Raw genomic sequence first — 22,321 nt, forward strand, 5'->3', positions numbered from 1 at the left:
GTTGCGGACGGCGAGGGTGTTGAACGCGAAGTCGTGGTGCGGGCTCTGGGAGGGCGGGGGCGGCGGAAGGACGACGTCGGCGTGGCGTGCGGTCTCGTTGAGGTAGGGGTCGACGCTGACCATGAAGTCGAGCGAGTCGAGGGCCTTGTCGAGGCGGGTGCCGTCCGGTGCGGAGAGCACCGGATTGGAGGCTACGGCGATCAGCGCGCGGATCGGTTCGCCCTCGGCGGTCGCGGTGTCGATCTCCTCGGCGAGCGCGGAGAGCGGCAACTCGCCCTTCGCTTCCGGGTATTGGCTCACCCGTGAGTGCCAGCGGCCGAGCGCGAAGCCGTGTCCCGGTCCGGCGGGCCAGGGTGTCCGGTCGGTGGCGGCCTGCGGGAAGAGGGCGCCTCCGGGCCGGTCGAGGTTGCCGGTGAGGATGTTGAGGACGTCGACGAGCCAGCTGGCGAGGGTGCCGTGCGGGACCGTGCAGCTGCCAATGCGGCCGTAGACGGCGGCAGTTGGGGCGGCCGCCAGTTCGCGGGCGAGGGCGCGGATCTCGGCGGCGGTCACGTCGCACGCCTCGGCCACTGCCTCCGGGGTGAAGTCCCGTACCTGCGCGCGGACTTCGTCGACACCCTGGACGTGCGGGGCCAACTCCCCCAGGTTCACGAGGTGTTCATCGAAGAGGACATGGGTCATCGCGGCGAGCAGCAGGGCGTCGGTGCCGGGGCGGACCGCGATGTGCCGGTCGGCGAGCTTGGCGGTGCGGGTGCGGCGCGGGTCGATGACGGTGAGGGTGCCGCCGCGGGCCTTGAGCGCCTTGAGCTTGCCGGGGAAGTCGGGGGCGGTGCACAGACTCCCGTTGGACTCAAGGGGGTTGGCGCCAATGAGGAGCAGATGGTCGGTGTGGTCGAGGTCGGGTACGGGGATCGCGTTGGCGTCGCCGTAGAGCAGGCCGCAGGAGACGTGCTTGGGCATCTGGTCGACCGTGGAGGCGGTGAAGACGCTGCGGGTGCCGAGGGCGCCGAGCAGGACCTGCGGGTAGAGGGCGCCGGCCATGGTGTGCACGTTGGGGTTGCCGAGGACGACACCGACGGCGTGCGGGCCGTGGCGCTCGACGACCGGGCGCAGTCCTGCCGCGACCGCGTCGAAGGCCTCCTCCCAGGTGGCCTCGCGCAGCTCGCCGTCCCGGCGGACGAGGGGGGTGCGCAGCCGGTCGGGGTCACCGTCGACGGCACCGAAGGAGGCGCCCTTGGGGCAGATGAACCCCTTGCTGAACACGTCGTCGCGGTCGCCTCGGGCGCCGGTCACCCGGGTGTCCTCGATGGTGAGGGTCAGCCCGCAGGTGGCTTCGCACAGGGGGCAGATACGCAGGGCGGTGCGGGACACGGGGCCTCCCATGGGCGACGTTGCCTCTTGGCGGTGAGCATACCGACCGGTATGGATGGTGGCGAGGGGGTGCAGGGGTGAGGTCGGAAACCCGCGGACGGGCGGGCGTCCCGCCGGACACCGGTCCCGCGCCCGTGGAAGGGCGGACGTTCGGCCGCCGGGGTCAGTCCAGTACCCGCGCCAGATAAGCCCGCAGCAGCGCCCGGGTCTCCTCGATGACCTTCTCGTCGCCCTCCGGAGCGACCCGGAAGGCGAGATGGACGAGGGAGTCGGCGGTCTCCACCGCGATCAGGAAGGTGCGGCGGAGGTCTTCGTCGGGTTCGCGCGAGAGATAGCCGGAGAGCAGGTCGGTGAGGCGGTCGGCGACGCGGTGGTTGGGTTCCGCGTGGCCCGAGCCGACCGGGATCTGGTTGCCGAAGTCGACGAGGGAGAAGCCGGGCGCGGTGCGCTTCATGGCGATGTACTCGTCCAGGACGGCGTCCACCGCCGCCCGCCAGCCTCCCTCGCCGCCGGTCTCCTTGAGGCGCTCGGTGACACGCTCCGTGTAGCGCTCCAGGTTCCGCTGGGCGAGGGCGTCGGCCATCGCGCGCTTGTTCCCGAAGAAGCGGTAGACCGAGCCGATGGGGACACCGGCGCGCACGGCCACGGCCCGGGTGCTCAGCGCGTCGTAGCCGACCTCGTCGAGGAGGTCGGCGCAGGCGTCGAGGATCCTGGTCAGCCGTTCGGCGCTGCGCCGCTGCACGGGCGCGCGGCGGAGCGATGTCGTATGGGGCACGGGCTTCATGATGCCTTTGGGCAGCGGTCAGGAGAAGCTCGCACCTCAGTACGGAACTGGGTGCCCATAACACTCATTCCGGCCCCCGCGTCGATGCGGAACCGGGCGTCTTGCTGCCGTCGGGCGTGGCCTGCACCGCCGACTCCGTGATGTCCGCCGTACTCTCCACCGGCTTGCCGTGCACGGCCCACACGGTGCCGTCGTCGGCGTAGAGGCGCGCGGTGACGTGGTGGGTGCCGTGCGGGACGAGGTCGGACGCGAGCCGGTACTCGGGGACGCGGAGCCGCGCGACGGTGCGGCCGTCCACGAGGAGGCGGACGGTGCCGCGGCCCGCGACCGCGACGGGCTTCACACCGGCGGGCGAGAAGCGGAAGTCGTGGACGGTCAGCCGGACGTCCCAGCTGTCGTCGGAGGCGTCGGGCTCCACCTCGATACCGATCTCCGGCGCGCCCTTCTTGCCGACCTCGCGGTAGTGCCGGCCCTGCTCGTCCGTGTTGTCGAGCACCTTGCCCACGGGGGACGGCGACACCCCCTCGCCCTTCCGCCCCTGGGCATCGCCGGAATCACAGCCCGCCGATCCGGCCAGCAGCAGGGCACAGACCGCGAGCGCGGTGAGAAGTGCGCGCGACCACGACATGCCGGGGAGACTAGAACACCGGTCTGACAGCCGGATCCCCCTTGAGGCTGGTTCTTCGCCTCCGGAAGTCGGATTTTCCCCGGACTTTCGTCGTCCCCTTGCGCCCGCGAAACCGCAATCCTACGGTGATACATAGGAATCAGATGGCTCAGACGGCGAGGAGCAGAGATGAGCGATGGGGGTACCTCCCGCGCGAGCGGGTTCGAGCGTGGGGACGTCCGCAAGACCGCCGAGGGGCTGGCCCACCTCGTCGGTTTCGGGAATCAACACAGCTCGGAGGCGGTGCCGGGCGCCCTGCCCGAGGGCCGCAACGCCCCGCAGCGCGCACCGCTCGGTCTCTACGCGGAGCAGCTCAGCGGTTCGGCGTTCACCGAGCCGAGGGCGCACAACCGCCGCTCGTGGCTGTACCGCGTCCGCCCCTCGGCCGCGCACCCGCCCTTCACCCGCGCCGACAACGGCGCGATCCGTACGGCACCCTTCACGGAGTCGGTGCCCGATCCGAACCGGCTGCGCTGGAACCCGCTCCCCGCGCCCGCGCCCGGCACCGACTTCCTGGCCGGCCTGTGGACCCTGGGCGGCAACGGCGACGCGACCCAGCGCACCGGCATGGCCGTGCACCTGTACCACGCCGACTCCTCCATGGACCGGGTCTTCAGCGACGCGGACGGCGAGCTGCTGATCGTCCCGGAGCGCGGGGGGCTGCTGCTGCGCACGGAGTTCGGGCTCCTCCATGTGGAGCCGGGACATGTGGCGTTGATCCCCCGTGGGGTGCGCTTCCGTGTGGAGCTGCTGGATGCTTCAGCCCGCGGATATGTGTGCGAGAACTATGGGGCGCCCTTCCAGCTCCCCGACCTCGGCCCGATCGGCGCCAACGGACTCGCCAACGCCCGGGACTTCAGGGCGCCCGTCGCCGCGTACGAGGACGTCGAGGGCCCGGTCGAGGTGGTCAACAAGTTCTGCGGCAACCTCTGGACCGCGACCTACGACCACTCGCCCCTCGACGTGGTCGCCTGGCACGGCAACCATGTGCCGTACGCCTACGACCTGCGCCGTTTCAATGTGCTCGGCTCCATCTCCTACGACCACCCCGACCCGTCGATCTTCACGGTGCTGACGTCGCCGTCGGACACCCCGGGACTGGCCGGCGTGGACTTCGTGGTCTTCGCCCCGCGCTGGCTGGTGGGCGAGGACACGTTCCGGCCGCCGTACTTCCACCGGAACGTGATGAGCGAGTACATGGGCCTCATCGAGGGCGCCTACGACGCGAAGGCGGAGGGCTTCGTGCCCGGGGGCGGCTCGCTGCACAACATGATGTCGGCGCACGGCCCGGACCGGGAGACCTTCGACCGCGCGAGCGCCGCCGAGCTGCGCCCGCAGAAGATCGACGACGGCCTGGCGTTCATGTTCGAGACCCGCTGGCCGGTGACGGCGACGGCCCAGGCAGCGCACGCCGACCACCTCCAGCAGGGCTACGACGACGTCTGGCGGGGCCTCCAGCGCCACTTCCGCCCCACGGACTGACAACTCCCCACCGGCCCACGGCCCTTGCACCGATCCCTCCCTACCGGTACGGATGGCCCCGTGACCTCCTTCGCCCCGGATTCGATCGTCCTGAACCGCAAGCTGCCGCTCTGGTACCAGGTGTCGCAGTCCCTGCGCGCCTCGATACTCGGCCGCTCGCCCCAGGACCCGCTGCGGCTGCCCACGGAGGAGCAGCTCGCGGGGCACTACGGCGTCAGCGTGCTCACGATGCGCCAGGCGTTGAAGGAGCTGGAGGACGAGGGCCTGATCACCCGGCACCGCCGCCGGGGCACGTTCATCGAACCCGGCGTCCGACGGGCCACGCCGGTACGGCTGTTGGGCTCGGTGGACGCGATCGTGGCCCAGCAGTCCGGCATGACGACCGAGCTCCTGGACCACGGCAAGGTGCCCGTACCGCCCGAACTGGCCGAGCACTTCCCGGACTTGACCGAGGTGGCGGCGTATCACCGCCTCCGCTGCGACGAGAAGACCGGCGAACCCACGAACCACGCCCGCAACCACATCCGCCCCGAACTGGCCGCCCGACTCGACCCGGACGGCCTGATCCGCTGGCCGATGACGAAGGTGCTGCGGGACGTCGTGGGCGCGGACATCAGCCGCATCACGGACACGGTGGAGGCCCGCCTCGCCGACCCGGAGACCGCCCGCCTCCTCCAAGTCCCGCTCCTCAGCCCGATCCTGCACTACACGGGGATCACCTACGACACCCGGGGCAGGGTGCTGGACGTGGCCGTCATCCACTACCGGGGGGACCGTTTCTCCTTCTCGGTGACGCTCGACGTCGCGAACTGAGGTCGTCGTACGATGCCGAGCGTGACGCACGACGACGCTCCGTTGCTCGCGGACCTCATGCCGTGGTCCGTCGCACCGATCCGGCTCGGCCGGGGGTGGCCGACGGCTCCCGACGCGGCAACCCTGAAAGCCCGCTGGGACGCCCTGCTGAAGGCCGAAGTCCCGGACCGGGAAGCCCTGTTCGAGCCGACGCGCTCCCGCACCCTCCACTCGGCGGTGACCCAACTCCCGGGCCAGTCCAGCGGCACGGAGAAACTGGTCCGCGCCACCGGCCCCTGCCCGGAACCGGTCCGCGTCCTGCACGCCCCCTTCGACGAGCAGTGGCTGATCCCGGACCACCGCCTGATCGACGTGGCCCGGCCGGAGTTGTGGCGGGTGGCGGACGAACACCAGGTCTTCGTGGTGGAGACGTCCCCGAACACCGCCGGCCCACCCGTTCTCACGTCGTCACGCCTGCCGGTCCTCCGTCCCGGCCGCGTCCGCCCCCTGTACCGCCGCCCCGGCGGCGCGGAACCGAACCTGGCACCGGGCCTGCTGGAACACCTCGCCGACCGTCTCGGCCACTCCCCCGCCCCGGTGGACGTCCTCGCCTGGACGGTGGCGACGGTACGCCCCGGGCCAACCGTCCCCCTGACTGCGGATGCCGAACTCTGGTACCACGGGGTCGAGTTGGGCCACCGCATCCTCTGGCTGACGCGCCGCGACGGCGACCGCCCCAAACTCCCCGGCGGCCGACGCCCCTACGTCCGCGCCCCGTTGCCGCCCCTCCCCCTGACCCTCCACTACGACCGCGACGAGGAGACCCTCCACCTGGACGAGGGCCGCATCTCCCCGGTCCCGCCCGAGTCCTGGGACTTCGAGGTGAGCGGAGTACGCGTCCTGGAGGAGTGGTTCACGTCCCGGACGTCAGAGTCCGCCGAGCCGGGCACGCTGGCGGCGATCCGCCCGACGACCTGGCAGCAGACATGGACGTCAGAACTGCTGGAACTGATCACGGTGTTGGCCCTGCTGGCGGAACTGCGCCCGCAGCAGGAGGAGTTGACGATGACGGACCCGATCACGGCAGCGGAGCTGCGCAAGGCGGGCATCCTCCCGGCGCCGGAGTCAGCACACCACCCCGCATCGGTCTTGGACCACCACGAAGAGGGCCCAGAGGGTCAATTCACGCTCATCTGAGTCGCTTGGGGGCGCGGGGCTGTATTTGATATGCGGCTCCGCCGCGTGGGCGCGCCCAGCCCCCACCGGCCCGCACGCACCTACGGCGCAAACGCATCCAAAACCTTCCCCACCGCCACGTCAAAAATGGCGTCCAGATCAATGGGCCCCGGATCCTCCAAGAACGCCGCAGCCATCCGCGGATAAGCCCCACCCACGATCTGACTCCCCAAGTACGCGATCCGCACCGCGTGTTCCTGTTCCTCGGACCACGGCAACGACCGCGACCGCTCGGCGGTGGCCAGCTCATTGCTCACATACATGGTCACAACCCCGTTGAGCATCCCCACAAGCTGCATCTTCGTGCCGTACGTCGCCTCGACCGGATCGAGACAGGCAAGGCAGTGCTCCAGATACCGCAGCGCGTTCGGGCTGAAGCCGTACACCGGTGACATCAACCGCGGCAGCCACGGATGCCGGTGCATCAGCGTCCGGGTCTGATGGGCGACCCGGACCATGTCCGCCCGCCAGTCCCCCGACGGCCCCCACTCCTCGTGCTCGCCGCTGACCGCGTCAACCATCAGCTCGTACAGGTCCTCCTTGCGGGGGACGTAGTTGTAGAGCGACATCGTGCCGCACCCCAACTCGGCCGCGACATGCCGCATGGACACCGCGTCCAGCCCCCCGCCGTCGGCGATCCGCACCGCCGCCGCCGCGATGTCCGCGCGGCTGTACGCGGGCCTGGGCCCGCGCCCCGCCCGCTCCGGACGCGCCCAGATCACTTCGGGTACGGCCGCTCGGTCCGCCATTGATCATCACCTCGACCACCATCCTAGTTACGTACACCGTACGTAGTGCGCTATGGTCGACCCATGACTACTACGTACGATGTACTTAGTGAAGGTCTGGAGAAGCGCTTCAGCGCCGTGCACGCGCTGCGCGGGCTGGACCTGGCGGTGGCGCGGGGCACGATCTGCGGGATCCTCGGGCCCAACGGCGCGGGCAAGACCACGGCCGTCCGGCTGCTCACCACCCTGCTGCGCCCCGACGCGGGCTCCGCGCGGATCGCCGGCCACGATCTGGTCCGGGAGGCTCCGGCCGTACGGCGCCGGATCGGCGTCACCGGGCAGTACGCGTCGGTCGACGGCGACCTCACCGGCCGGCAGAACCTGCGCCTGTTCGCGCGGCTGCACCGGGTGCGGGGTCCGGCCGAGCGGGCCGGTGAACTGCTGGACCGCTTCGGCCTGACCGAGGCCGCCGACCGGCCCGCGTCCACCTACTCCGGCGGGATGCGCCGCCGTCTCGACCTGGCGGCGAGTCTCGTACGACGCCCCGACGTGCTGTTCCTGGACGAACCGACGACCGGCCTCGACCCGGCCAGCCGGAATCAGGTCTGGGACGCCGTACGGGACTTGAAGAGGGAGGGTACGACCGTGCTGCTGACCACGCAGTACCTGAAGGAGGCCGACCAACTGGCCGACGACATCGCCCTGGTGGACCGGGGGCGGGTCGCGCACAGCGGGTCGCCGTCCCAACTCAAGGCGCTCATCGGCACGTACGCCGAGGTCGTCGTCGCGCATGCGGACGCGCTGGCGAAGGCGGCCGGTGTCCTCGACCAACTCACGGGCGCCGAGCCGTCGTTCGACCACGAGCGGAACACCGTCGGCGCGGTCACCGGCGATCCGACCCTCACCCTGCCCCGACTCGTCCGCGAACTCGACGCGGCGGGCGTGCCGTTGCTCGACGCGAGCCTGCGGCCACCGACCCTCGACGACGTGTTCCTCCGGCTGACGGACCGTAAGGAGGCTGTGACGTGAGCGCGTTGGCGTACGACGGCGGCGCGATGCTCGGCCGGCAGCTGCGGCGCGTGCGGAACAACCCGGCGCTGGCGATCCTCACCCAGACCATGCCGATCACGATGCTGCTGTTCTTCGGGTACGTCTTCGGCAGCGCGCTGGCGATGCCCGGCGACGCCTACCGCTCCTACCTGGTACCGGGGTTGCTGGTCGCGACCGCCGCCAACGGCATCATGACCGGCATGTTCCAGGCCGCCCAGGACTCGCACCGGGGTGTGACGGACCGCTTCCGCACCCTGCCGATGAGCAGGGCCGCCGTACCGCTCGGGCAGGCGAGTGCCGATCTGGTCGTCACGGCGGCCGGCACCGTGCCGTTCCTGCTGGTCGGTCTCGCGGTGGGGTGGCGGGTCGAGGGGTCGGCGGCCCAAGCCGCCGCCGCTGTGGGCCTGTTGCTGCTGTTCCGGTTCGCCTGCGCCTGGGTTGGCATCGTGCTCGGGCTCGCCTCGCGCAGCGAGGAGGCGGCCGGTCAGCTCGGCAGCGCGACCTTCATGCTGCCGCTGCTGTCCAACGCGTACATCCCGACCGACCGGCTGCCCGACTGGCTGCGCGCGCTGGCCGAGTGGAACCCGATCAGCGCGGTGACCACGGCCCTGCGACATCTGTTCGGCAACTCGCCCGTGCCCGAGGGCGCCGCCTGGCCGGTGGCCCATCCGATCGCCGGGTCGCTGGCGTGGTGCGCGGCGCTGATCGCCGTGTTCGCGCCGCTCGCCGTACGCCGGTACGCACACGGCGAGCGCTGAAGTCCCCGCATGACAAAGGCGCCGGGCGCGGGACATGATCCCTCGCATGGAGCCTCTGCCGCTGCCCCTTGAGGGCGTCACCGTCGTCGCCGTCGAACAGGCCGTCGCCGCCCCCTTCGCCACCCGTCAACTCGCCGATCTGGGCGCCCGGGTGATCAAGGTCGAGCGGGTCGACGGCGGTGACTTCGCGCGCGGCTACGACATCGCGGCCGGCGGTCTGGCCTCGCACTTCGTATGGTGCAACCGGGGCAAGGAGTCGATCGCGCTGAACCTGAAGGACCCGCGTGGACTGGACGTCGTACGGCGGCTGGTCGCGGACGCGGACGTGTTCGTGCAGAACCTCGCGCACGGTGCGGCGGCCCGGCTCGGGCTGGACGCGGCGACCCTGTGTGCGGCGCATCCCCGGCTGGTCTCCGTGGACATCTCGGGGTACGGGGCTTCCGGGCCGTACGCGGACAAGCGGGCCTACGACATGCTCGTGCAGTGCGAGGCGGGGCTGGTGTCGGTGACGGGGACGCCTGAGCGGTCGGTGAAGGCGGGGATCCCGGTGGCCGACATCGCGGCGGGGATGTACGCGTTCTCCGGTGTGCTGGCGGCGCTGGTGCGGCGCGGAACCACCGGGCGGGGCGGGCCCGTCGAGGTCTCGATGCTGGACGCGGTCGTGGAGTGGATGGGGCATCCGCTGCATCACACGATGCACGGCGGAACTCCCCCGGCGCGTACGGGTCTTGCGCACGCCGTCATCGCGCCGTACGACGTCTATCCCACGGCGGACGGCGGGCAGGTGCTGCTCGCGGTGCAGAACGACCGGGAGTGGCGGCGGCTGGCCGAACAGGTCCTCCAAAGGCCCGAGTTGGGGACCGACCCCGACTTCGCGACCAACGCGGAGCGGGTGGTGAACCGGCAGCGCACGGACGGTCTCGTCGGTGCGGTGCTGGGTGGGCTGGCCACCGACGAGGCCGTGTCGCGGCTGGAGCGCGCGGGCGTGGCCTGCGCGCACCTCAGGAACGTACAAGAGGTGGCGGAGCACCCGCAGTTGGCGGCCCGGGAGCGGTGGCGGGAAGTGGGTTCGCCGGTCGGGCCGTTGCGGGCGCTGCTGCCGCCCATCACCTTGCCGGGCGGAGGCGAGGCGCGGATGGGTGACGTGCCCGCGCTCGGGGAGCACACCGTGGCGCTGCTGCGTGCCGTGGGGATGGCGGACGTGGAGATCGCAGCACTGCGCCGGGACGGTGTGGCGTCCTGAGCGCGGGCCCCCGGGAACTCCCCGGGGACGCCGAGGACTTGCTCAGCGCCCGCCGAACAGCGAACGGCGCAGCCTGCGCAGCGGTGCGAAGAGCGAGACCCTGCTCACTCGCGCGCCCCTGGCGCTGCGTTCCTGCGTGGTGTCGCGCGAGGTGAGCTCGCGCATCAGCGAGGTCGCCTCTGCCGTCTCGCGCTGCGGGACGACGGGGCCGCCCAGCACCGAGAGATGGCGGTCGAGGCGCGAACTCGTCGCGCTGCTCCCGCACGTGATCGCAGGGACCCTTGCCCTACTGCGCACTATCTGTTCCATGTCACTCCCCACCCGTACGAGTCCACCCGGCCCGGGCAGGGTAACCCTATCGCCCCAACCGGGCACTCGTGTATCGAGGTCTCAGGATTCACCTTCCCCGTAAGGGCGTTGACGACCCCTCCGTGATTACTCTCCGAATCCAACCGATTTCAGGGCGAGTTGGACAACTGGCTGCGTTGTGGGCTGTGGTGAGCCCCCGTCGGGCTCGACGGTCACTGCGAGTGATGTTGCTGATTTGTCGAGTCCGGTGGTGACCAAGGGCGTGTCGTCCTTGAAGAGCCCGAGGGAGCGCGGTTGCACATTGGGGCGCATCAGCCACAGTTGACGCACGCGCCCGCTGGGCAGTGCGCCGTATCCGCTCAGGGTGACGACCGCGCGCCCCTCCGACGCGGAGGCGATCACGCCGATGCTCCGGCCCGCGGTGTCCGCGCCGGTGGTCGCACGGGCGTCGGGAGCCGCGAGAACGTGTGCGATCTCACGCGACTGCGCCTGCGCCGCGTCCAGCTTGTCCTGTGTCCGGTTCGCCTGCACCGCGAACAGCGAGGCCACGACGAGGGCCGCGGCGGCCGTCGCGGTGGCGAACGGCACGAAGAACGGCCGCCGTTGGGGCACACGGGCGCGTGCCGCCTGCGGCTCCGCGCCCCACACATGGGCCGGCAGCCGCGGCGTGTACTCCCGCGTCTCCCGCCCGCGCTCCCGCAACGGCCCGGGCTCCTGCGGGGTGTTGCGTATCGCGGACAGCACCCGGTCACGCATCGCGGGCGGCGGCTGGGCGGCCATGGACCTGGCCAGGCGGGCCGCGCCCTCGGTCAGGGCACGGACCTCGAAGGCGCAGCGCTCGCACTTCTTGAGGTGCTTCTCGAACTGGGCGCGCTCACCGGGTTCGAGGGCGTCGAGGGCGTAGGGGGCGGCGAGCGAATGGAGATCGCCCCGGCCGAACAGTCGGGCGAGGACACTCATGCGGCACCTCCCAGGCAGTCGCGCAGCCGGGTGAGTCCGTCACGCATACGGGTCTTGACGGTGCCCAGCGGCAGCGAGAGCCGCTCGGCCACTTCACGGTACGTATAGCCGTCGTAATAGGCGAGAGTCACGGACTGCCGCTGCAGGGCGGTGAGCCGGTCCAGGCAGCGGCGCACCAACTGGCGCTCCAGGCCTGCCTCGACCTCCTCGGTCACCTGGTCGAAGGCCGGGTTGTGGGAGCGGCGGGCCTCGCGCTGCTCGCGGTCGACGGCCGCGCGGGCGCTGCGCACCCGGTCGACGGCCCGGCGGTGGGCGAGGGTGAGGACCCAGGACAGCGCGCTGCCGCGGCCGGGATCGAAGCGGGCGGCGGACCGCCACAGTTCGAGCAGCACCTCCTGGGACACCTCCTCGGACTGCGCGGGGTCGCGCACCACCCGGCGCACCAGTCCGAACACGGGCCCGGACACCAGGCCGTAGAGCTCCTCGAAGGCTCGCTGGTCCCCTCCGGCGACCTGCACCAGGAGTTCGTCCGCCCCCACCCGTCCCCCTCTCGTCGACCGCACGCGGCCCCTCCTCTTCGACCGCACGCGGTCTGTCACTTCGCATCCCGTCACACGAGGCATTCGCAGCGGATGCCTCTAAGGATGGGTTACGGATCAGCGGACTTGAAACGCGGGTCACGAGCCGGATTGGAGTCCACCAAAAAAACTTTTCGGATTCGACCAATCCGGCCCGGCAGCAGCTCCGAATCCCCGAGCGTCAGGCAAGTTGGCACTGAGGACGGACGGCATGACACCTATCTCCAGGAGCGGTGCGGGACGCAAGAAGCTTGCGGCCCTCATATGTGGGGCGCTGGCCGCCGGGGGGCTCGCAGCCGCCGGCACGGCCGCGCTGGCACCGGGAGTGGCCTCGGCCTCCTCCCACCGGGAGGCCCCTCTCATCTCGGGGACTCCGCAGTACGACAACACGGACCTCTACGCGTTCGTGAGCCCGGACAAGCCGGACACCACCACCATCGTGGCGAACTGGATCCCGTTCGAGGAGCCCGCCGGCGGCCCGAACTTCTACCAGTTCGCCGACGACGCCCAGTACGACATCCACGTCGACAACAACGGTGACGCGCTGGACGACTTCATCTTCCGCTACACCTTCAGCACCCAGATCAAGAACAAGAAGACGTTCCTGTACAACACGGGCCCGGTCACCAGCCTCACCGACCCGGACCTGAACGTCACGCAGTCGTACGACATCGAGCTCATCAAGCTCAAGAAGGGCAAGAAGGTCTCCGAGACGAAGGTCGCCGACGACATCCCGGCGGCGCCCTCCGACGTCGGCGACGCGTCGATGCCCGACTACGCCAAGCTGCGTTCGCAGGCGATCTACAAGACGGCGAACGGCGGCGCGACCTTCGCCGGTCAGGCCGACGACCCGTTCTTCGCCGACCTGCGCGTCTTCGACCTGCTGTACGGCGGCAACCTCAGCGAGGTCGGCAACGACACGCTCAAGGGCTACAACGTCAACACGATCGCCCTCCAGGTGCCGAACGACCTGATCCGGCAGTCCAAGTCCCGTCCGACCGTGGGTATTTACTCCACGACCCAGCGCAAGAACGCCAAGGGCTACTACACGCAGGTCTCGCGCCTGGGCAACCCGCTGGTCAACGAGGTCGTCAACCCGCAGAAGGACAAGGACAAGTTCAACGCGTCCGAGCCCAAGGACGACGCGCAGTTCCTGAAGAACGTGACCGAGCCGGAACTGCCGAAGCTGATCGAGTCGATCTACAAGATCAAGGCGCCGAAGGAGCCGCGCAGCGACCTCGTCAGCGTGTTCCTCACGGGCGTCAAGAACCTCAACACCGAGCAGCCGTACGCGAAGCCGTCGGAGATGCTGCGCCTCAACACGTCGATCCCGCCGACCGCGCACCCCAAGCGGCTCGGTGTGCTGGACGGCGACAACGCGGGCTTCCCGAACGGGCGTCGGCTCACCGACGACGTGATCGACGAGGCGCTCCAGGTCATGGAGGGTGAACTCGTCGGTTCCAAGAACGACTTGGGCGACGCGGTCGACAAGAACGACAAGGGCTTCGAGAAGTACTTCCCCTACGTCGCCGAGCCGACCTCGGGTTCGCGCGGTCCGCTCGCCAAGGGCACCAGCGGCGGCAGTGACGTCAAGAACCAGCTGGGCGACGCGCTGCAGCCGGCGGGCACGTCCTCCAGCAACAACATGATGCTGATCACCGCCTCGGCGGCCTCCGGTGTGGCCGGCGTCCTGCTGATCGGCGCGGGCGTCGCGTGGTGGCGCCGCCGGATGACCCACCGCCCGTACTAAACCCCCACCGACTGGCGCGGCCCGCACAGCTTCTTCCCCCACGGTGCGGGCCGCGCCACCCCTGCGTGACAACACCTCTCAGCAGTACGGCACTTGAACCACCCCAGGCGATGGAGGAACGGCATGGCCCCGCGCGAGCACGACAACAAGCCGACGGAGGGCGAGCCCGGCGAGACGCCGGTGGCGGCGGAGCGGGAACGCGAGTGGGACCGCGTGTGGGCGGAGGGCGAGACCGACGCCGAGGCCGGGACCGGCCCTGAGCGCGAGGCCGACTCCCAGGCAGCCGAGGTCAGTTCCGAAGCCGTGGCCGACTCCGGCGAAGCCGAGGTCGGTTCCGAGGCCGGGGTCAACTCCGCGGAAACCAAGGCCAGTTCCGAAGCCGAGGCCAACTCCGAAGGCGACGAGGCCATTTCCGAAGCCGGGGCCGACTCCAAGGTCGAGGCCGACTCCGAGGCCACGACCGACTCCGACGCCGAGGCCGACCCCGAGATCGAGCCCGAGGCCGAGATCGAGCCGGAGATCGCGCCCGAAGCAGGACCGACCGAAGCCGCAGCCCCATCGCCTGGGCACGACCACCCTCACCCCCATCCCCACCCTCACTCCCACGATCACGACCACCCCCACGCGCACGACCATGACCACGGTGATCACGCCCCGCACCCCGGCACCCCGGAAGACGCGGTAGCCGATGAACGCGTCGCCGCCGTACGCCGGTTGGGCGCAGCCGGCCGTCGCTGGCGGGTCGTCCAACTCGCCGGTTGCGCCGCCCTGTTGGCCGTGGCGATGACCGCCGGGGCGATCGCGATCGGCGCGGCGAAGGACAGCGGTGCCACCGGCGTCACGAACGTCTCCAGCGCCGTGTCGCCCGACCTGCTGGCCAGCGGGAGCCTGGACGCGAGCATCGCCGCGCTGCAGGCCCATCTCCGGGGCCAGCCCAAGGACTTCGACGGGTGGGCGACGCTCGGTCTCGCCTATGTCGAGCAGGCCAGGACCAAGGGCGACCCCTCCCGGTACCCGCAGGCGCAGGCCGCCTTCACGCGGTCTCTGAAGATCTCGCCGAACAACGAGAACGCCCTGGAGGGCCGGGCCGCGCTCGCCGCCGCCCGGCACGAGTTCGCGGAGGCCCTGAGCTACGCGGACAAGGTCCTCAAGGAGAACCCGTACAGCGAGCGCGCCCTGTGTTCCCGTATCGACGCGCTCGTCGAACTCGGCCGCTACGACGAGGCGTCGAAGGCCGCCGACCTGGCCGACGCCCGCAAGCCCGGCGTCCCGGTGTTCACGCGCTACGCCTACGTCCACGAGCTGCGCGGCGACGTCAAGACGGCCCGCACGGTGCTGGAGCAGGCGCTGGCCGCCGCCACCTCCCCCGGCGACATCTCGTACGTGGCCGGCACGCTCGGTCAACTCGCCTGGAACCAGGGCGACTACAAGACGGCCCTGGACTACTACGGCCGCGCGCTCGCCGCCGACGAGAACTACCTCCCCGCTCTGGAGGGCCGCGCCCGCGCCCAGGCCGCCCTGGGCGACCGCGCCGACGCCATCAAGGGCCTGGAGCTGGTCGTCTCCCGCTATCCGCTGCCCCAACCCCTCGTGGAGCTGGGTGAGTTGTACGAGAGCCGGGGCGCCGCCGGCGACAAGGCGAAGGCCGACGACCAGTACGCCCTCGTCGACGCCTGGATCGCGCTCGCCCGTGCCAACGGCGTCAACGCCGACCTCGACACCGCGCTCGCCGCGGCCGACCACGGCGACATCAAGTCGGCCCTGAAGGCCGCCCGCGCCGAGTGGGCCCGCCGGCACACCGTGCACACGGCGGACGCCCTGGCCTGGGCCCTGCACGTCAACGGCCGCGACGCGGAAGCCCTTTCGTACGCGCGTCAGGCCACGGCCACCGACTACCACAACGCCTCGTTCATCTACCACCTCGGCATGATCGAGCTCGCCACCGGCCACACGGCCGACGGCCGCGCCCACCTGACCAAGGCCCTGAAGCTGAACCCGGGCTTCTCGCCACTGGGTGCGGCCAAGGCCCGTAAGGCGCTGGAGGCGACCAAGTGAGGCCCGTCCGCCGTCTGTTCGCGTCCGCCGCGGCCGTCCTCACGGCCACCGGCGCGCTCCTGCTCGTCCCCACGGCGGCAGCGAGCGCGCACCCGCTGGGCAACTTCACGGTCAACCGCTACGACGGTCTCGTCGTCGCCCCCGGCATCCTGCGCGTCACGCACATCGAGGACCTCGCGGAGATCCCGGCGACCCAGGCCAAGCCGGACATCAAGCGGTTGGGCATGACCGAGTGGGCCCGGCAGCGGTGCGACAAGGCCGCCGAGGGCAGCAAGGTCACCGTCGACGGACGTACGGTCGCGCTCACGCCCGGCACCAGTACCGCACGGCTGCGGCCCGGACAGGCCGGGCTCAACACCCTGCGGCTGGAGTGCAGTTCGACGGCAGCACTCCCCAAGGGCAGCACGGTCGCCCTGGGCTTCCACAGCGCGGGCCTGACCACCGGGCCCGGCTGGCGGGAGATCACCGCGCGCGCCGACCGGATGACGCTGACCGGGACGGACGTACCGAAGAAGTCGGTGTCGCACGAACTGACCAGCTATCCCAAGGACTTGCTCTCCTCGCCCGCCGACATCACGAAGGCGTCGCTGCGCGCGCGTCCCGGCGGCCCGGCCCTCACCGACGACGACCAGTCGCAGGCGGACTCGACCGCGTCCAACATCCTCCCGCGCGGCGTGGACCGTTGGACGGAGGCCTTGACCAACATGGTCGCCCGCCACCACCTCAGTGTCGGCTTCGCGGCCCTGTCCCTGCTCATCGCGATCGCCCTGGGCGCGATGCACGCGCTCGCCCCCGGTCACGGCAAGACGCTGATGGCGGCCACGGCGGCGGCCCGGGGCGGTCGCGCGCGCCTCAAGGACGTGCTCCCCCTCGCCGCCTCGGTCACGGTCACCCACACCCTCGGCGTGATCGCCCTGGGCCTCCTGGTCACGGCCGGTTCCGCCGCGACGCCCTCGGTGATCGCCTGGCTGGGCATCGCGAGCGGCGTCCTGGTCCTCTTCGCGGGCGGCAACCTCGTACGCCGCGCCTGGCGCAACCGCCCACGCCCGCAAGCCACTTCGCACCCCCATCCCCACCCGCACCCCCACGGTGGCGATCACAGCCACGAGAGCGCCAAGTCCCCCCAGCGCTCACTGGTCCTCGCGTCCGCGCACGCCCAGGCCGGGTCCACGCAGGCGCTCACCGAGGCCCACCCGCACCCCCACAGCCACGACGACGACCATGACCACAGTCACGATCACGGCCATGCCCACCCCCACCCCCATGAGCACGACCACGACCACGATCACGAGCACGGCCACTCGCACGACCACGACCACGCCGTAGAACACACGCACGGCGGCTTCACGCACACCCACTCCACCGCCCCCACCCTGCGCGGCACGCTCCTGCTCGGCTTCGCCGGCGGGCTCGTGCCGAGCCCGTCCGCGGTGGTCGTCCTCGTGGGGGCCGCCGCGCTCGGCCAGGCCTGGTTCGGGCTGCTGCTGGTCGTCGCCTACGGCGTCGGACTCGCCCTCACCCTCACCGCCGCCGGATTCGCCGTCGTCAAGCTGGGTACAGGGATGAACCGAGTGCTGGACCGGCGCCCCCGCTGGACCACCAGCCCCATGGCGGTCCTGGTCCGCAGGACACTGCCGTTGGCGTCGGCGTTCGTCGTCGTCGCCCTCGGTATCGGTTTGGTGCTCAAGGGGGCGGCATCCGCACTCGGCTGAGTTACGTTTGTGGAGAATTGGCCCGGATGCGAATGGGGAGCGACCATGCCCGAAGAACCGGGCACTGAACGTGTGATCGCGGACCGCTACCGACTCCTGTCCCCCCTCGGCGAGGGCGGTATGGGAACGGTCTGGCGGGCCCGCGACGAGGTGCTGCAACGCGAGGTCGCCGTCAAGGAGGTCCGCGCGCCGGCCGGACTGGCCTCCGGTGACGTGGAGCGGATGTACGCCCGGCTGGAGCGCGAGGCGTGGGCGGCGGCGCGGGTCGCCAACCGCAATGTGGTGACGGTGTACGACGTGGCGATGGAGGAGGGCCGTCCCTGGATCGTCATGGAGCTGGTGCGGGGCGTGTCCCTGGCCGATCTCCTGGACGCCGAGGGCCCGTTGACGCCACAGCGGGCCGCGCACATCGGTGCCGAGGTGCTCGCCGCGCTGCGGGCCGCGCACGACGCCGGGGTGCTGCACCGCGATGTGAAACCGGCCAACGTGCTGATGTCGAACGACGGTCGGGTCGTGCTGACCGACTTCGGTATCGCGATGGTCGAGGGCAGTTCGGCGCTCACCATGACCGGCGAGGTCATCGGTTCGCCCGAATTCCTCGCCCCGGAGCGGGCGTTGGGCCGTACGCCCGGGCCCGAGTCCGATCTGTGGGCGCTGGGTGTGCTGTTGTACGCGGCGGTCGAGGGCCACTCACCGTTCCGGCAGAACACACCGCTGAGCACTCTGCGGGCCATCGTGGACGAGGAGTTGCCGCCGCCCCGTCTGGCGGGTCCGCTCACCCCGGTGATCGAGGGGCTGCTGCGCAAGGACCCGGCCGAGCGCATCTCGGCCGAGCAGGCGGAGCGGGATCTGCGGCTGGTCGCGGCGGGCGGTGCGCCGCGCGCGGTCACGGCGCCGACGACGCCGTACACACCGACGATGGCGGGTGCCCCGCAGGACGCCTACGGGCAGCAGAACTCGCGGACGCCCGTGCAGGGCTTCGGGCCGCCGCCCACCTCCTACTCGACGCCGACGGCCGCGGACGAACCGCACCGCAATCGCCGGGCGGCCGCCGTGATCATCGCGGGTGTGATCGCGCTGGCCCTGGCGATCGGTGGACTGACGTACGCGCTGCTGAACCAGGGCAACGGGGACAACACCGACGCGGGCAAGGGCACCAGCACCCCCAAGAGCCAGCCCTCGGACGGGACTTCGCCCAGCGCGAGCAGCGAGACCACGGCCGCCAGTGAGACGCCGAGCCCGAGCGCGAGCAAGTCCTCGTCGGCGCCGCAGTCGGTGCAGGTGTCCGTGGCGGGCGCCAACACCGACTACTCCGGGAGCTGTCCGCCGTCGAACACGAAGGCGCCGACCTTCACGGCGAGTTTCACGGTGGGGAAGCTGCCCGCGGAGGTGTCCTACCGGTGGGTGCTGAAGAACGGCAAGGTCTCGGACCCCAGTTGGAAGACGCTGTCGTTCCCGTCGGGCGGCGGGAAGACCAAGCAGGACCGGGTGTTCCTGACGACGTACTCGAACAGCGGGACGTTCAGCAACGAGATCAGTGTCGAGGTCCGCAGCCCGGTGGAGAAGACGTCCAACTCGGTGCCGTTCTCGGTGACTTGCCTGACGGAGACCCCGTCGGACGGGGCCTCCGCGTCGGACTCGGCGTCACCTTCTGACGGGTGAGCCGTCAGGCGACGCCGGCGAACACCGGGAGGTAGCCGCCGGACTGGCCGGCCGCGGTCGGGTGGTACGACTCGGTGATGCTCAGCAGGTTGAGGCTGTGCAGCCAGGAGCTGCCGGAGCAGATCTCGTGGCCGGTGAACGTGGTGCGGACGTCGCCGAAGGTGAAGCCGTGGTCGGCGGCGCGCTTGGCGAGGGCCGCGTCGAGGTAGTCGGCCGCGCCGTTGATGGCGGTGCGCTTGGTCGCGGAGAGGCCGAGGCAGGTGGTGCCGAGCTTGTAGAAGCGCGGGTAGCCGAGCACGACCACGTGCGCGGCGGGGGCTTTGGCGCTGATCGCCGAGTAGACCTTGTCGAGTTGGGCGGGGAGCGTCGAGTCGACGTACGCCTTCGCGGTGGCGATCCGGGTCAGGCAGGAGCTGTCGGACTGCAGGACGCAGGTCGTCATGACGTCGGCGAAGCCGGCGTCGTTGCCCCCGATGGAGATCGAGACGAGGGACGTGGCCGAGGTGAGCGGGCCGAGTTGACTCGCCAGAACATCACCCGTTCGGGCGCCGGAGCAAGCGGTGAAGTCGAACGTCGAGGGTGAGTGGGCGGCTGCCCAGAGGTAGGGGTAGGCCTTGGTGCTGCGGTCGCAGGAGCCGCTGGAACCGATGTAGCTGCCCGCGCCGACGCCCGAGGAGTAGGAGTCGCCGAGGGCCACATAGCCGCCGGTTACGGCGAGTTGGGACGCCTGCGCCGTCATCGCCCCGGTGAGGGCGAGTCCGGCGGCGAGGAGGAGCGAGGTCACGTATGCCGTAAATCGGGAACGTCTCATGGAACCTCCCTTAGCAGGATCTCTGCCACAACCGTCGTACCAACTACGCGTATCGACGGGAAGTGTGCATGCCAAAAGAGAGGCCACCGGAGCTATCGATTGCGTGGGCATGACAGCTCTGTGACAGACCGTCAACTCCCTTGAACCACACCGGTACATGACCCACGCTTTACCCAGCCTTGGTGCGGAACGCAACGCTCCGCGGCTGTGCGCACGACGACGCGCGCACCCCCACATTCGCGCGCCGACCCGGGCGCGCCGCCTGGAGGAGGACTCCCTCGCAATGGCACTCCTGCGTAGCAACAAGCTCCGGCTCGCCGCGATAACCGGCGCGGCCACCGCCGCCCTCGTCGGCGGGCTCACCGCACTCCCCGCCCAGGCCGCCCCGGCCACGGGCACGGTCCTGGCCGCCGGCTCCCCCACAGCCGTCGACGGCAGCTACATCGTCACCCTCAAGAAGAGCGCCGGCCTCAAGGCCTCCTCGGCCGCGGGCAAGGGCCTGGTCAAGGAGTACGGCGGCACGGTCACGAAGACGTTCGGCACCGTGCTGAACGGCTACACGGCGAGCCTCTCCGCGACCGAGGCCGCGAGACTCGCCGCCGACCCGGCCGTCGCCGCGGTGGAGCAGAACCAGCGCGTCCACCTGACCGACACCACCCAGTCCAGCGCGCCCTGGGGCCTGGACCGCGTCGACCAGGCCGCGCTGCCGCTCTCGGGGACGTACACCTACCCGGACACCGCGGGCAGCGGGGTGACCGTGTACGTCATCGACACCGGCGTCCGGATCACCCACACCCAGATCAGCGGCCGCGCCTCCTACGGCTACGACGCGGTCGACGGCGACACCACCGCCTCCGACGGCAACGGCCACGGCACCCATGTGGCCACGACCATCGCGGGTTCGACCTACGGCGTCGCCAAGAAGGCGAACATCGTGGCGGTCCGGGTGCTCGACAACAGCGGCTCGGGTACGACGGCCGGGGTCATCGCGGGCATCGACTGGGTGACCTCGAACCACACCACGCCCGCGGTCGCCAACATGTCGCTCGGCGGCTCCGCCTCCACCTCGCTCGACACGGCGGTCGCCAACTCCATCTCCAGCGGGGTGACTTACGCCGTCGCGGCGGGCAACAGCGCGGCCAACGCCTCCTCGTACTCCCCCGCCCGGGTCGCCACCGCGATCACGGTCGGCGCCACCACCAGCACGGACGCCAAGGCCAGTTACTCCAACTACGGTTCGGTGCTGGACATCTTCGCGCCCGGCTCCTCGATCCTGGCGGGCTACAACACCAGCGACACCGCCACCGCCACCCTCTCGGGCACCTCGATGGCGACCCCGCACGTGGCGGGCGCCGCGGCCGTCTATCTCGCGGGCCACACCTCGTCCACTCCGGCCCAGGTCGCCACCGCACTGGTGAACGGCGCCACGTCGAACGTCGTGACCGGCGCGGGCACCGGCTCGCCGAACAAGCTGCTGAAAATCGTCCCGTAGCGCTCGTCCGGCCCCACCCGAGTAATTGTTCCCCGGAGGCAACAGCCACCTCCGGGGAACATTCATTCGGGGAACCACGAGAACCGGTGCAAGCGCCTTCCGCACCTTGACGTGCCCGGTCGGGCTGCGCCACATTGAAACCCGGCATCCGGCGCGCTGGGGGGCAAAGTCGCCAATGCAGACCTTAGGTATCAAGAGAACATCCACCGCCGACACCGAGCGGGCGCGACCAGGACCGGGGAGGGACCTGTCGGCGCTTTTCGCCGGTGCGGCCGTGACCATCGGGACGGTCGGCGCGGTGCTCGCGCTCACCGGTTCCGGATCACCGTTGCGCGGACCGTTCGCGCTGTTCTTCCTTTTCTCCGCGCCGGCCTCGGCAATCGCGGCGGCGCTGCGCGGACTTGATCCCTACGGCCGCCTTCTCGCGTCGGTCGCGGGCGCGGTGGTCGTCGACATGCTGGTCGCCCAGGGAATGCTGGCCGTGCACCGGTGGTCGATCGACGGGGGAATCGTCGCGGTGGCGGTGATCAGTGGCCTGACAGCACTGTCGGTATTCGTGCGGCATATGCGCCGTCGTACAACGGCTGACAAAGGAGTGTAACGGTCAAACCAACAAAAACGTGAGGCCCCGTTTCAGGCCTTGCCATACGGGTTCAATCATCAATACCGTCGTAATCTCACCCGCACTGGTCCATCATCGAGCGGCTCTAGGGGAGGGCTCAAGGACCGCGATGAACCGGCGCGGGGCGCGGTAGGGGGGTGCCGTGCTCGGTGACCGCACTTGTGACCGAGTCGTCCGCGCGGCCGGCTTTCATGTTGTTTTTCGGGGGTCGACCAGCTTTGCCAGCTCACCACGCGTGCACGGAGATCCATTGATCCGT

Annotated in this window: 20 protein-coding genes; 12 read left to right on the top strand and 8 right to left on the bottom strand. The window is 70.6% G+C overall.

The features are described from left to right. From JHN45_RS07830 to JHN45_RS07840, 3 genes are all read right to left on the bottom strand, one after another. The coding region (locus JHN45_RS07830; RefSeq protein WP_201048519.1) for a molybdopterin-dependent oxidoreductase at positions 1–1,371 on the bottom strand (1,371 nt) is incomplete at its 3' end. Positions 1,372–1,534: 163 nt separating this feature from the next. Next, entirely contained in the window at positions 1,535–2,155 is a 621-nt protein-coding gene (locus JHN45_RS07835; protein ID WP_200717054.1) for a TetR/AcrR family transcriptional regulator, read from the bottom strand. A gap of 64 nt (positions 2,156–2,219) precedes the next feature. Further along, positions 2,220–2,783, bottom strand: coding sequence for a hypothetical protein (locus JHN45_RS07840; protein WP_200717055.1), 564 nt, complete (start codon positions 2,781–2,783; stop codon positions 2,220–2,222). 168 nt (positions 2,784–2,951) lie between these two features. Here JHN45_RS07840 and hmgA point away from each other — a divergent pair, with 168 nt between their 5' ends. From hmgA to JHN45_RS07855, 3 genes are read left to right on the top strand one after another with little or no spacing between them, the layout of a single operon-like run. Further along, a complete protein-coding gene (hmgA, locus tag JHN45_RS07845; protein ID WP_200717056.1) occupies positions 2,952–4,304 on the top strand; it encodes a homogentisate 1,2-dioxygenase in 1,353 nt (450 codons plus the stop codon). A 60-nt stretch (positions 4,305–4,364) separates the two neighbouring features. Then, positions 4,365–5,117, top strand: coding sequence for a GntR family transcriptional regulator (locus tag JHN45_RS07850; protein WP_200717057.1), 753 nt, complete (start codon positions 4,365–4,367; stop codon positions 5,115–5,117). A gap of 12 nt (positions 5,118–5,129) precedes the next feature. After that, positions 5,130–6,293, top strand: a complete 1,164-nt coding sequence (locus JHN45_RS07855; protein WP_201048520.1) for a type ISP restriction/modification enzyme — start codon at positions 5,130–5,132, stop codon at positions 6,291–6,293. 80 nt (positions 6,294–6,373) lie between these two features. On the opposite strand, the gene JHN45_RS07860 is transcribed toward JHN45_RS07855, so the two are convergent. Then, complete coding sequence (locus tag JHN45_RS07860; RefSeq protein ID WP_201048521.1) at positions 6,374–7,081, bottom strand: TetR/AcrR family transcriptional regulator; 708 nt, start codon at positions 7,079–7,081, stop codon at positions 6,374–6,376. Positions 7,082–7,144: 63 nt separating this feature from the next. Here JHN45_RS07860 and JHN45_RS07865 point away from each other — a divergent pair, with 63 nt between their 5' ends. Genes JHN45_RS07865 through JHN45_RS07875 form a run of 3 tightly spaced genes read left to right on the top strand, consistent with a single transcriptional unit; the run spans position 7,145 to position 10,111 of the window. Continuing rightward, a complete protein-coding gene (locus JHN45_RS07865; protein ID WP_201048522.1) occupies positions 7,145–8,089 on the top strand; it encodes an ATP-binding cassette domain-containing protein in 945 nt (314 codons plus the stop codon). Further along, positions 8,086–8,868 carry an ABC transporter permease gene (locus JHN45_RS07870; RefSeq protein WP_201048523.1) on the top strand — a complete coding sequence of 261 codons (783 nt, stop codon included), beginning with the start codon at positions 8,086–8,088 and terminating at the stop codon, positions 8,866–8,868. Before JHN45_RS07865 ends, JHN45_RS07870 begins: the two co-directional genes overlap by 4 nt. Before the next feature lie 34 nt (positions 8,869–8,902). Beyond that, the gene (locus tag JHN45_RS07875; RefSeq protein WP_201048524.1) at positions 8,903–10,111 is read left to right on the top strand and encodes a CaiB/BaiF CoA-transferase family protein; all 1,209 of its coding nucleotides are present in this window, start codon (positions 8,903–8,905) and stop codon (positions 10,109–10,111) included. Positions 10,112–10,153: 42 nt separating this feature from the next. Here JHN45_RS07875 and JHN45_RS07880 read toward each other — a convergent pair whose 3' ends face one another. The 3 genes from JHN45_RS07880 to JHN45_RS07890 all read right to left on the bottom strand — a co-directional run bounded on the left by JHN45_RS07880 (position 10,154) and on the right by JHN45_RS07890 (position 11,919). After that, positions 10,154–10,420 (bottom strand): hypothetical protein, encoded by a 267-nt coding sequence (locus JHN45_RS07880; RefSeq protein ID WP_019066227.1) that lies wholly within the window; start codon positions 10,418–10,420, stop codon positions 10,154–10,156. 126 nt (positions 10,421–10,546) lie between these two features. Further along, a complete protein-coding gene (locus JHN45_RS07885) occupies positions 10,547–11,380 on the bottom strand; it encodes an anti-sigma factor domain-containing protein (RefSeq protein WP_200716555.1) in 834 nt (277 codons plus the stop codon). Next, positions 11,377–11,919 carry a sigma-70 family RNA polymerase sigma factor gene (locus tag JHN45_RS07890; RefSeq protein ID WP_019066225.1) on the bottom strand — a complete coding sequence of 181 codons (543 nt, stop codon included), beginning with the start codon at positions 11,917–11,919 and terminating at the stop codon, positions 11,377–11,379. Before JHN45_RS07890 ends, JHN45_RS07885 begins: the two co-directional genes overlap by 4 nt. Positions 11,920–12,169: 250 nt before the next feature. Between JHN45_RS07890 and JHN45_RS07895 the strand changes: the two genes are divergently transcribed. The 4 genes from JHN45_RS07895 (at position 12,170) to JHN45_RS07910 (ending at position 19,137) form a co-directional block, all read left to right on the top strand. Beyond that, positions 12,170–13,708: a DUF4331 domain-containing protein gene (locus JHN45_RS07895; RefSeq protein ID WP_201048525.1), complete on the top strand. Its 1,539-nt coding sequence runs from the start codon at positions 12,170–12,172 to the stop codon at positions 13,706–13,708. A gap of 123 nt (positions 13,709–13,831) precedes the next feature. Further along, positions 13,832–15,763 carry a lipopolysaccharide assembly protein LapB gene (locus tag JHN45_RS07900; RefSeq protein ID WP_201048526.1) on the top strand — a complete coding sequence of 644 codons (1,932 nt, stop codon included), beginning with the start codon at positions 13,832–13,834 and terminating at the stop codon, positions 15,761–15,763. After that, the gene (locus JHN45_RS07905; RefSeq protein WP_201048527.1) at positions 15,760–17,475 is read left to right on the top strand and encodes a sulfite exporter TauE/SafE family protein; all 1,716 of its coding nucleotides are present in this window, start codon (positions 15,760–15,762) and stop codon (positions 17,473–17,475) included. Before JHN45_RS07900 ends, JHN45_RS07905 begins: the two co-directional genes overlap by 4 nt. A 45-nt stretch (positions 17,476–17,520) precedes the next feature. After that, complete coding sequence (locus tag JHN45_RS07910; RefSeq protein WP_200713376.1) at positions 17,521–19,137, top strand: serine/threonine-protein kinase; 1,617 nt, start codon at positions 17,521–17,523, stop codon at positions 19,135–19,137. Between the two features lie 4 nt (positions 19,138–19,141). Here JHN45_RS07910 and JHN45_RS07915 read toward each other — a convergent pair whose 3' ends face one another. Beyond that, on the bottom strand, positions 19,142–19,948 hold the full coding sequence (locus tag JHN45_RS07915; RefSeq protein ID WP_201048528.1) for an SGNH/GDSL hydrolase family protein: 807 nt from the start codon (positions 19,946–19,948) through the stop codon (positions 19,142–19,144). A gap of 283 nt (positions 19,949–20,231) precedes the next feature. Between JHN45_RS07915 and JHN45_RS07920 the strand changes: the two genes are divergently transcribed. Continuing rightward, entirely contained in the window at positions 20,232–21,440 is a 1,209-nt protein-coding gene (locus tag JHN45_RS07920) for a S8 family peptidase (RefSeq protein WP_201048529.1), read from the top strand. Between the two features lie 274 nt (positions 21,441–21,714). Then, the gene (locus JHN45_RS07925; RefSeq protein WP_307783059.1) at positions 21,715–22,041 is read left to right on the top strand and encodes a hypothetical protein; all 327 of its coding nucleotides are present in this window, start codon (positions 21,715–21,717) and stop codon (positions 22,039–22,041) included. Positions 22,042–22,321: the final 280 nt, after the last annotated feature.

Source organism: Streptomyces sp. MBT53, from assembly GCF_016654115.1.
In the GTDB taxonomy this organism is placed as follows: domain Bacteria; phylum Actinomycetota; class Actinomycetes; order Streptomycetales; family Streptomycetaceae; genus Streptomyces.

Coding starts and splice junctions, on each gene's coding strand:
- JHN45_RS07835 (WP_200717054.1), bottom strand. CDS start 2,155: ATGAAGCCCGTGCCCCATACGACATCGCTCCGCCGCGCGCCCGTGCAG.
- JHN45_RS07840 (WP_200717055.1), bottom strand. CDS start 2,783: ATGTCGTGGTCGCGCGCACTTCTCACCGCGCTCGCGGTCTGTGCCCTG.
- hmgA (WP_200717056.1), top strand. CDS start 2,952: ATGAGCGATGGGGGTACCTCCCGCGCGAGCGGGTTCGAGCGTGGGGAC.
- JHN45_RS07855 (WP_201048520.1), top strand. CDS start 5,130: ATGCCGAGCGTGACGCACGACGACGCTCCGTTGCTCGCGGACCTCATG.
- JHN45_RS07860 (WP_201048521.1), bottom strand. CDS start 7,081: ATGGCGGACCGAGCGGCCGTACCCGAAGTGATCTGGGCGCGTCCGGAG.
- JHN45_RS07865 (WP_201048522.1), top strand. CDS start 7,145: ATGACTACTACGTACGATGTACTTAGTGAAGGTCTGGAGAAGCGCTTC.
- JHN45_RS07875 (WP_201048524.1), top strand. CDS start 8,903: ATGATCCCTCGCATGGAGCCTCTGCCGCTGCCCCTTGAGGGCGTCACC.
- JHN45_RS07880 (WP_019066227.1), bottom strand. CDS start 10,420: ATGGAACAGATAGTGCGCAGTAGGGCAAGGGTCCCTGCGATCACGTGC.
- JHN45_RS07885 (WP_200716555.1), bottom strand. CDS start 11,380: ATGAGTGTCCTCGCCCGACTGTTCGGCCGGGGCGATCTCCATTCGCTC.
- JHN45_RS07895 (WP_201048525.1), top strand. CDS start 12,170: ATGACACCTATCTCCAGGAGCGGTGCGGGACGCAAGAAGCTTGCGGCC.
- JHN45_RS07900 (WP_201048526.1), top strand. CDS start 13,832: ATGGCCCCGCGCGAGCACGACAACAAGCCGACGGAGGGCGAGCCCGGC.
- JHN45_RS07910 (WP_200713376.1), top strand. CDS start 17,521: ATGCCCGAAGAACCGGGCACTGAACGTGTGATCGCGGACCGCTACCGA.
- JHN45_RS07915 (WP_201048528.1), bottom strand. CDS start 19,948: ATGAGACGTTCCCGATTTACGGCATACGTGACCTCGCTCCTCCTCGCC.
- JHN45_RS07920 (WP_201048529.1), top strand. CDS start 20,232: ATGGCACTCCTGCGTAGCAACAAGCTCCGGCTCGCCGCGATAACCGGC.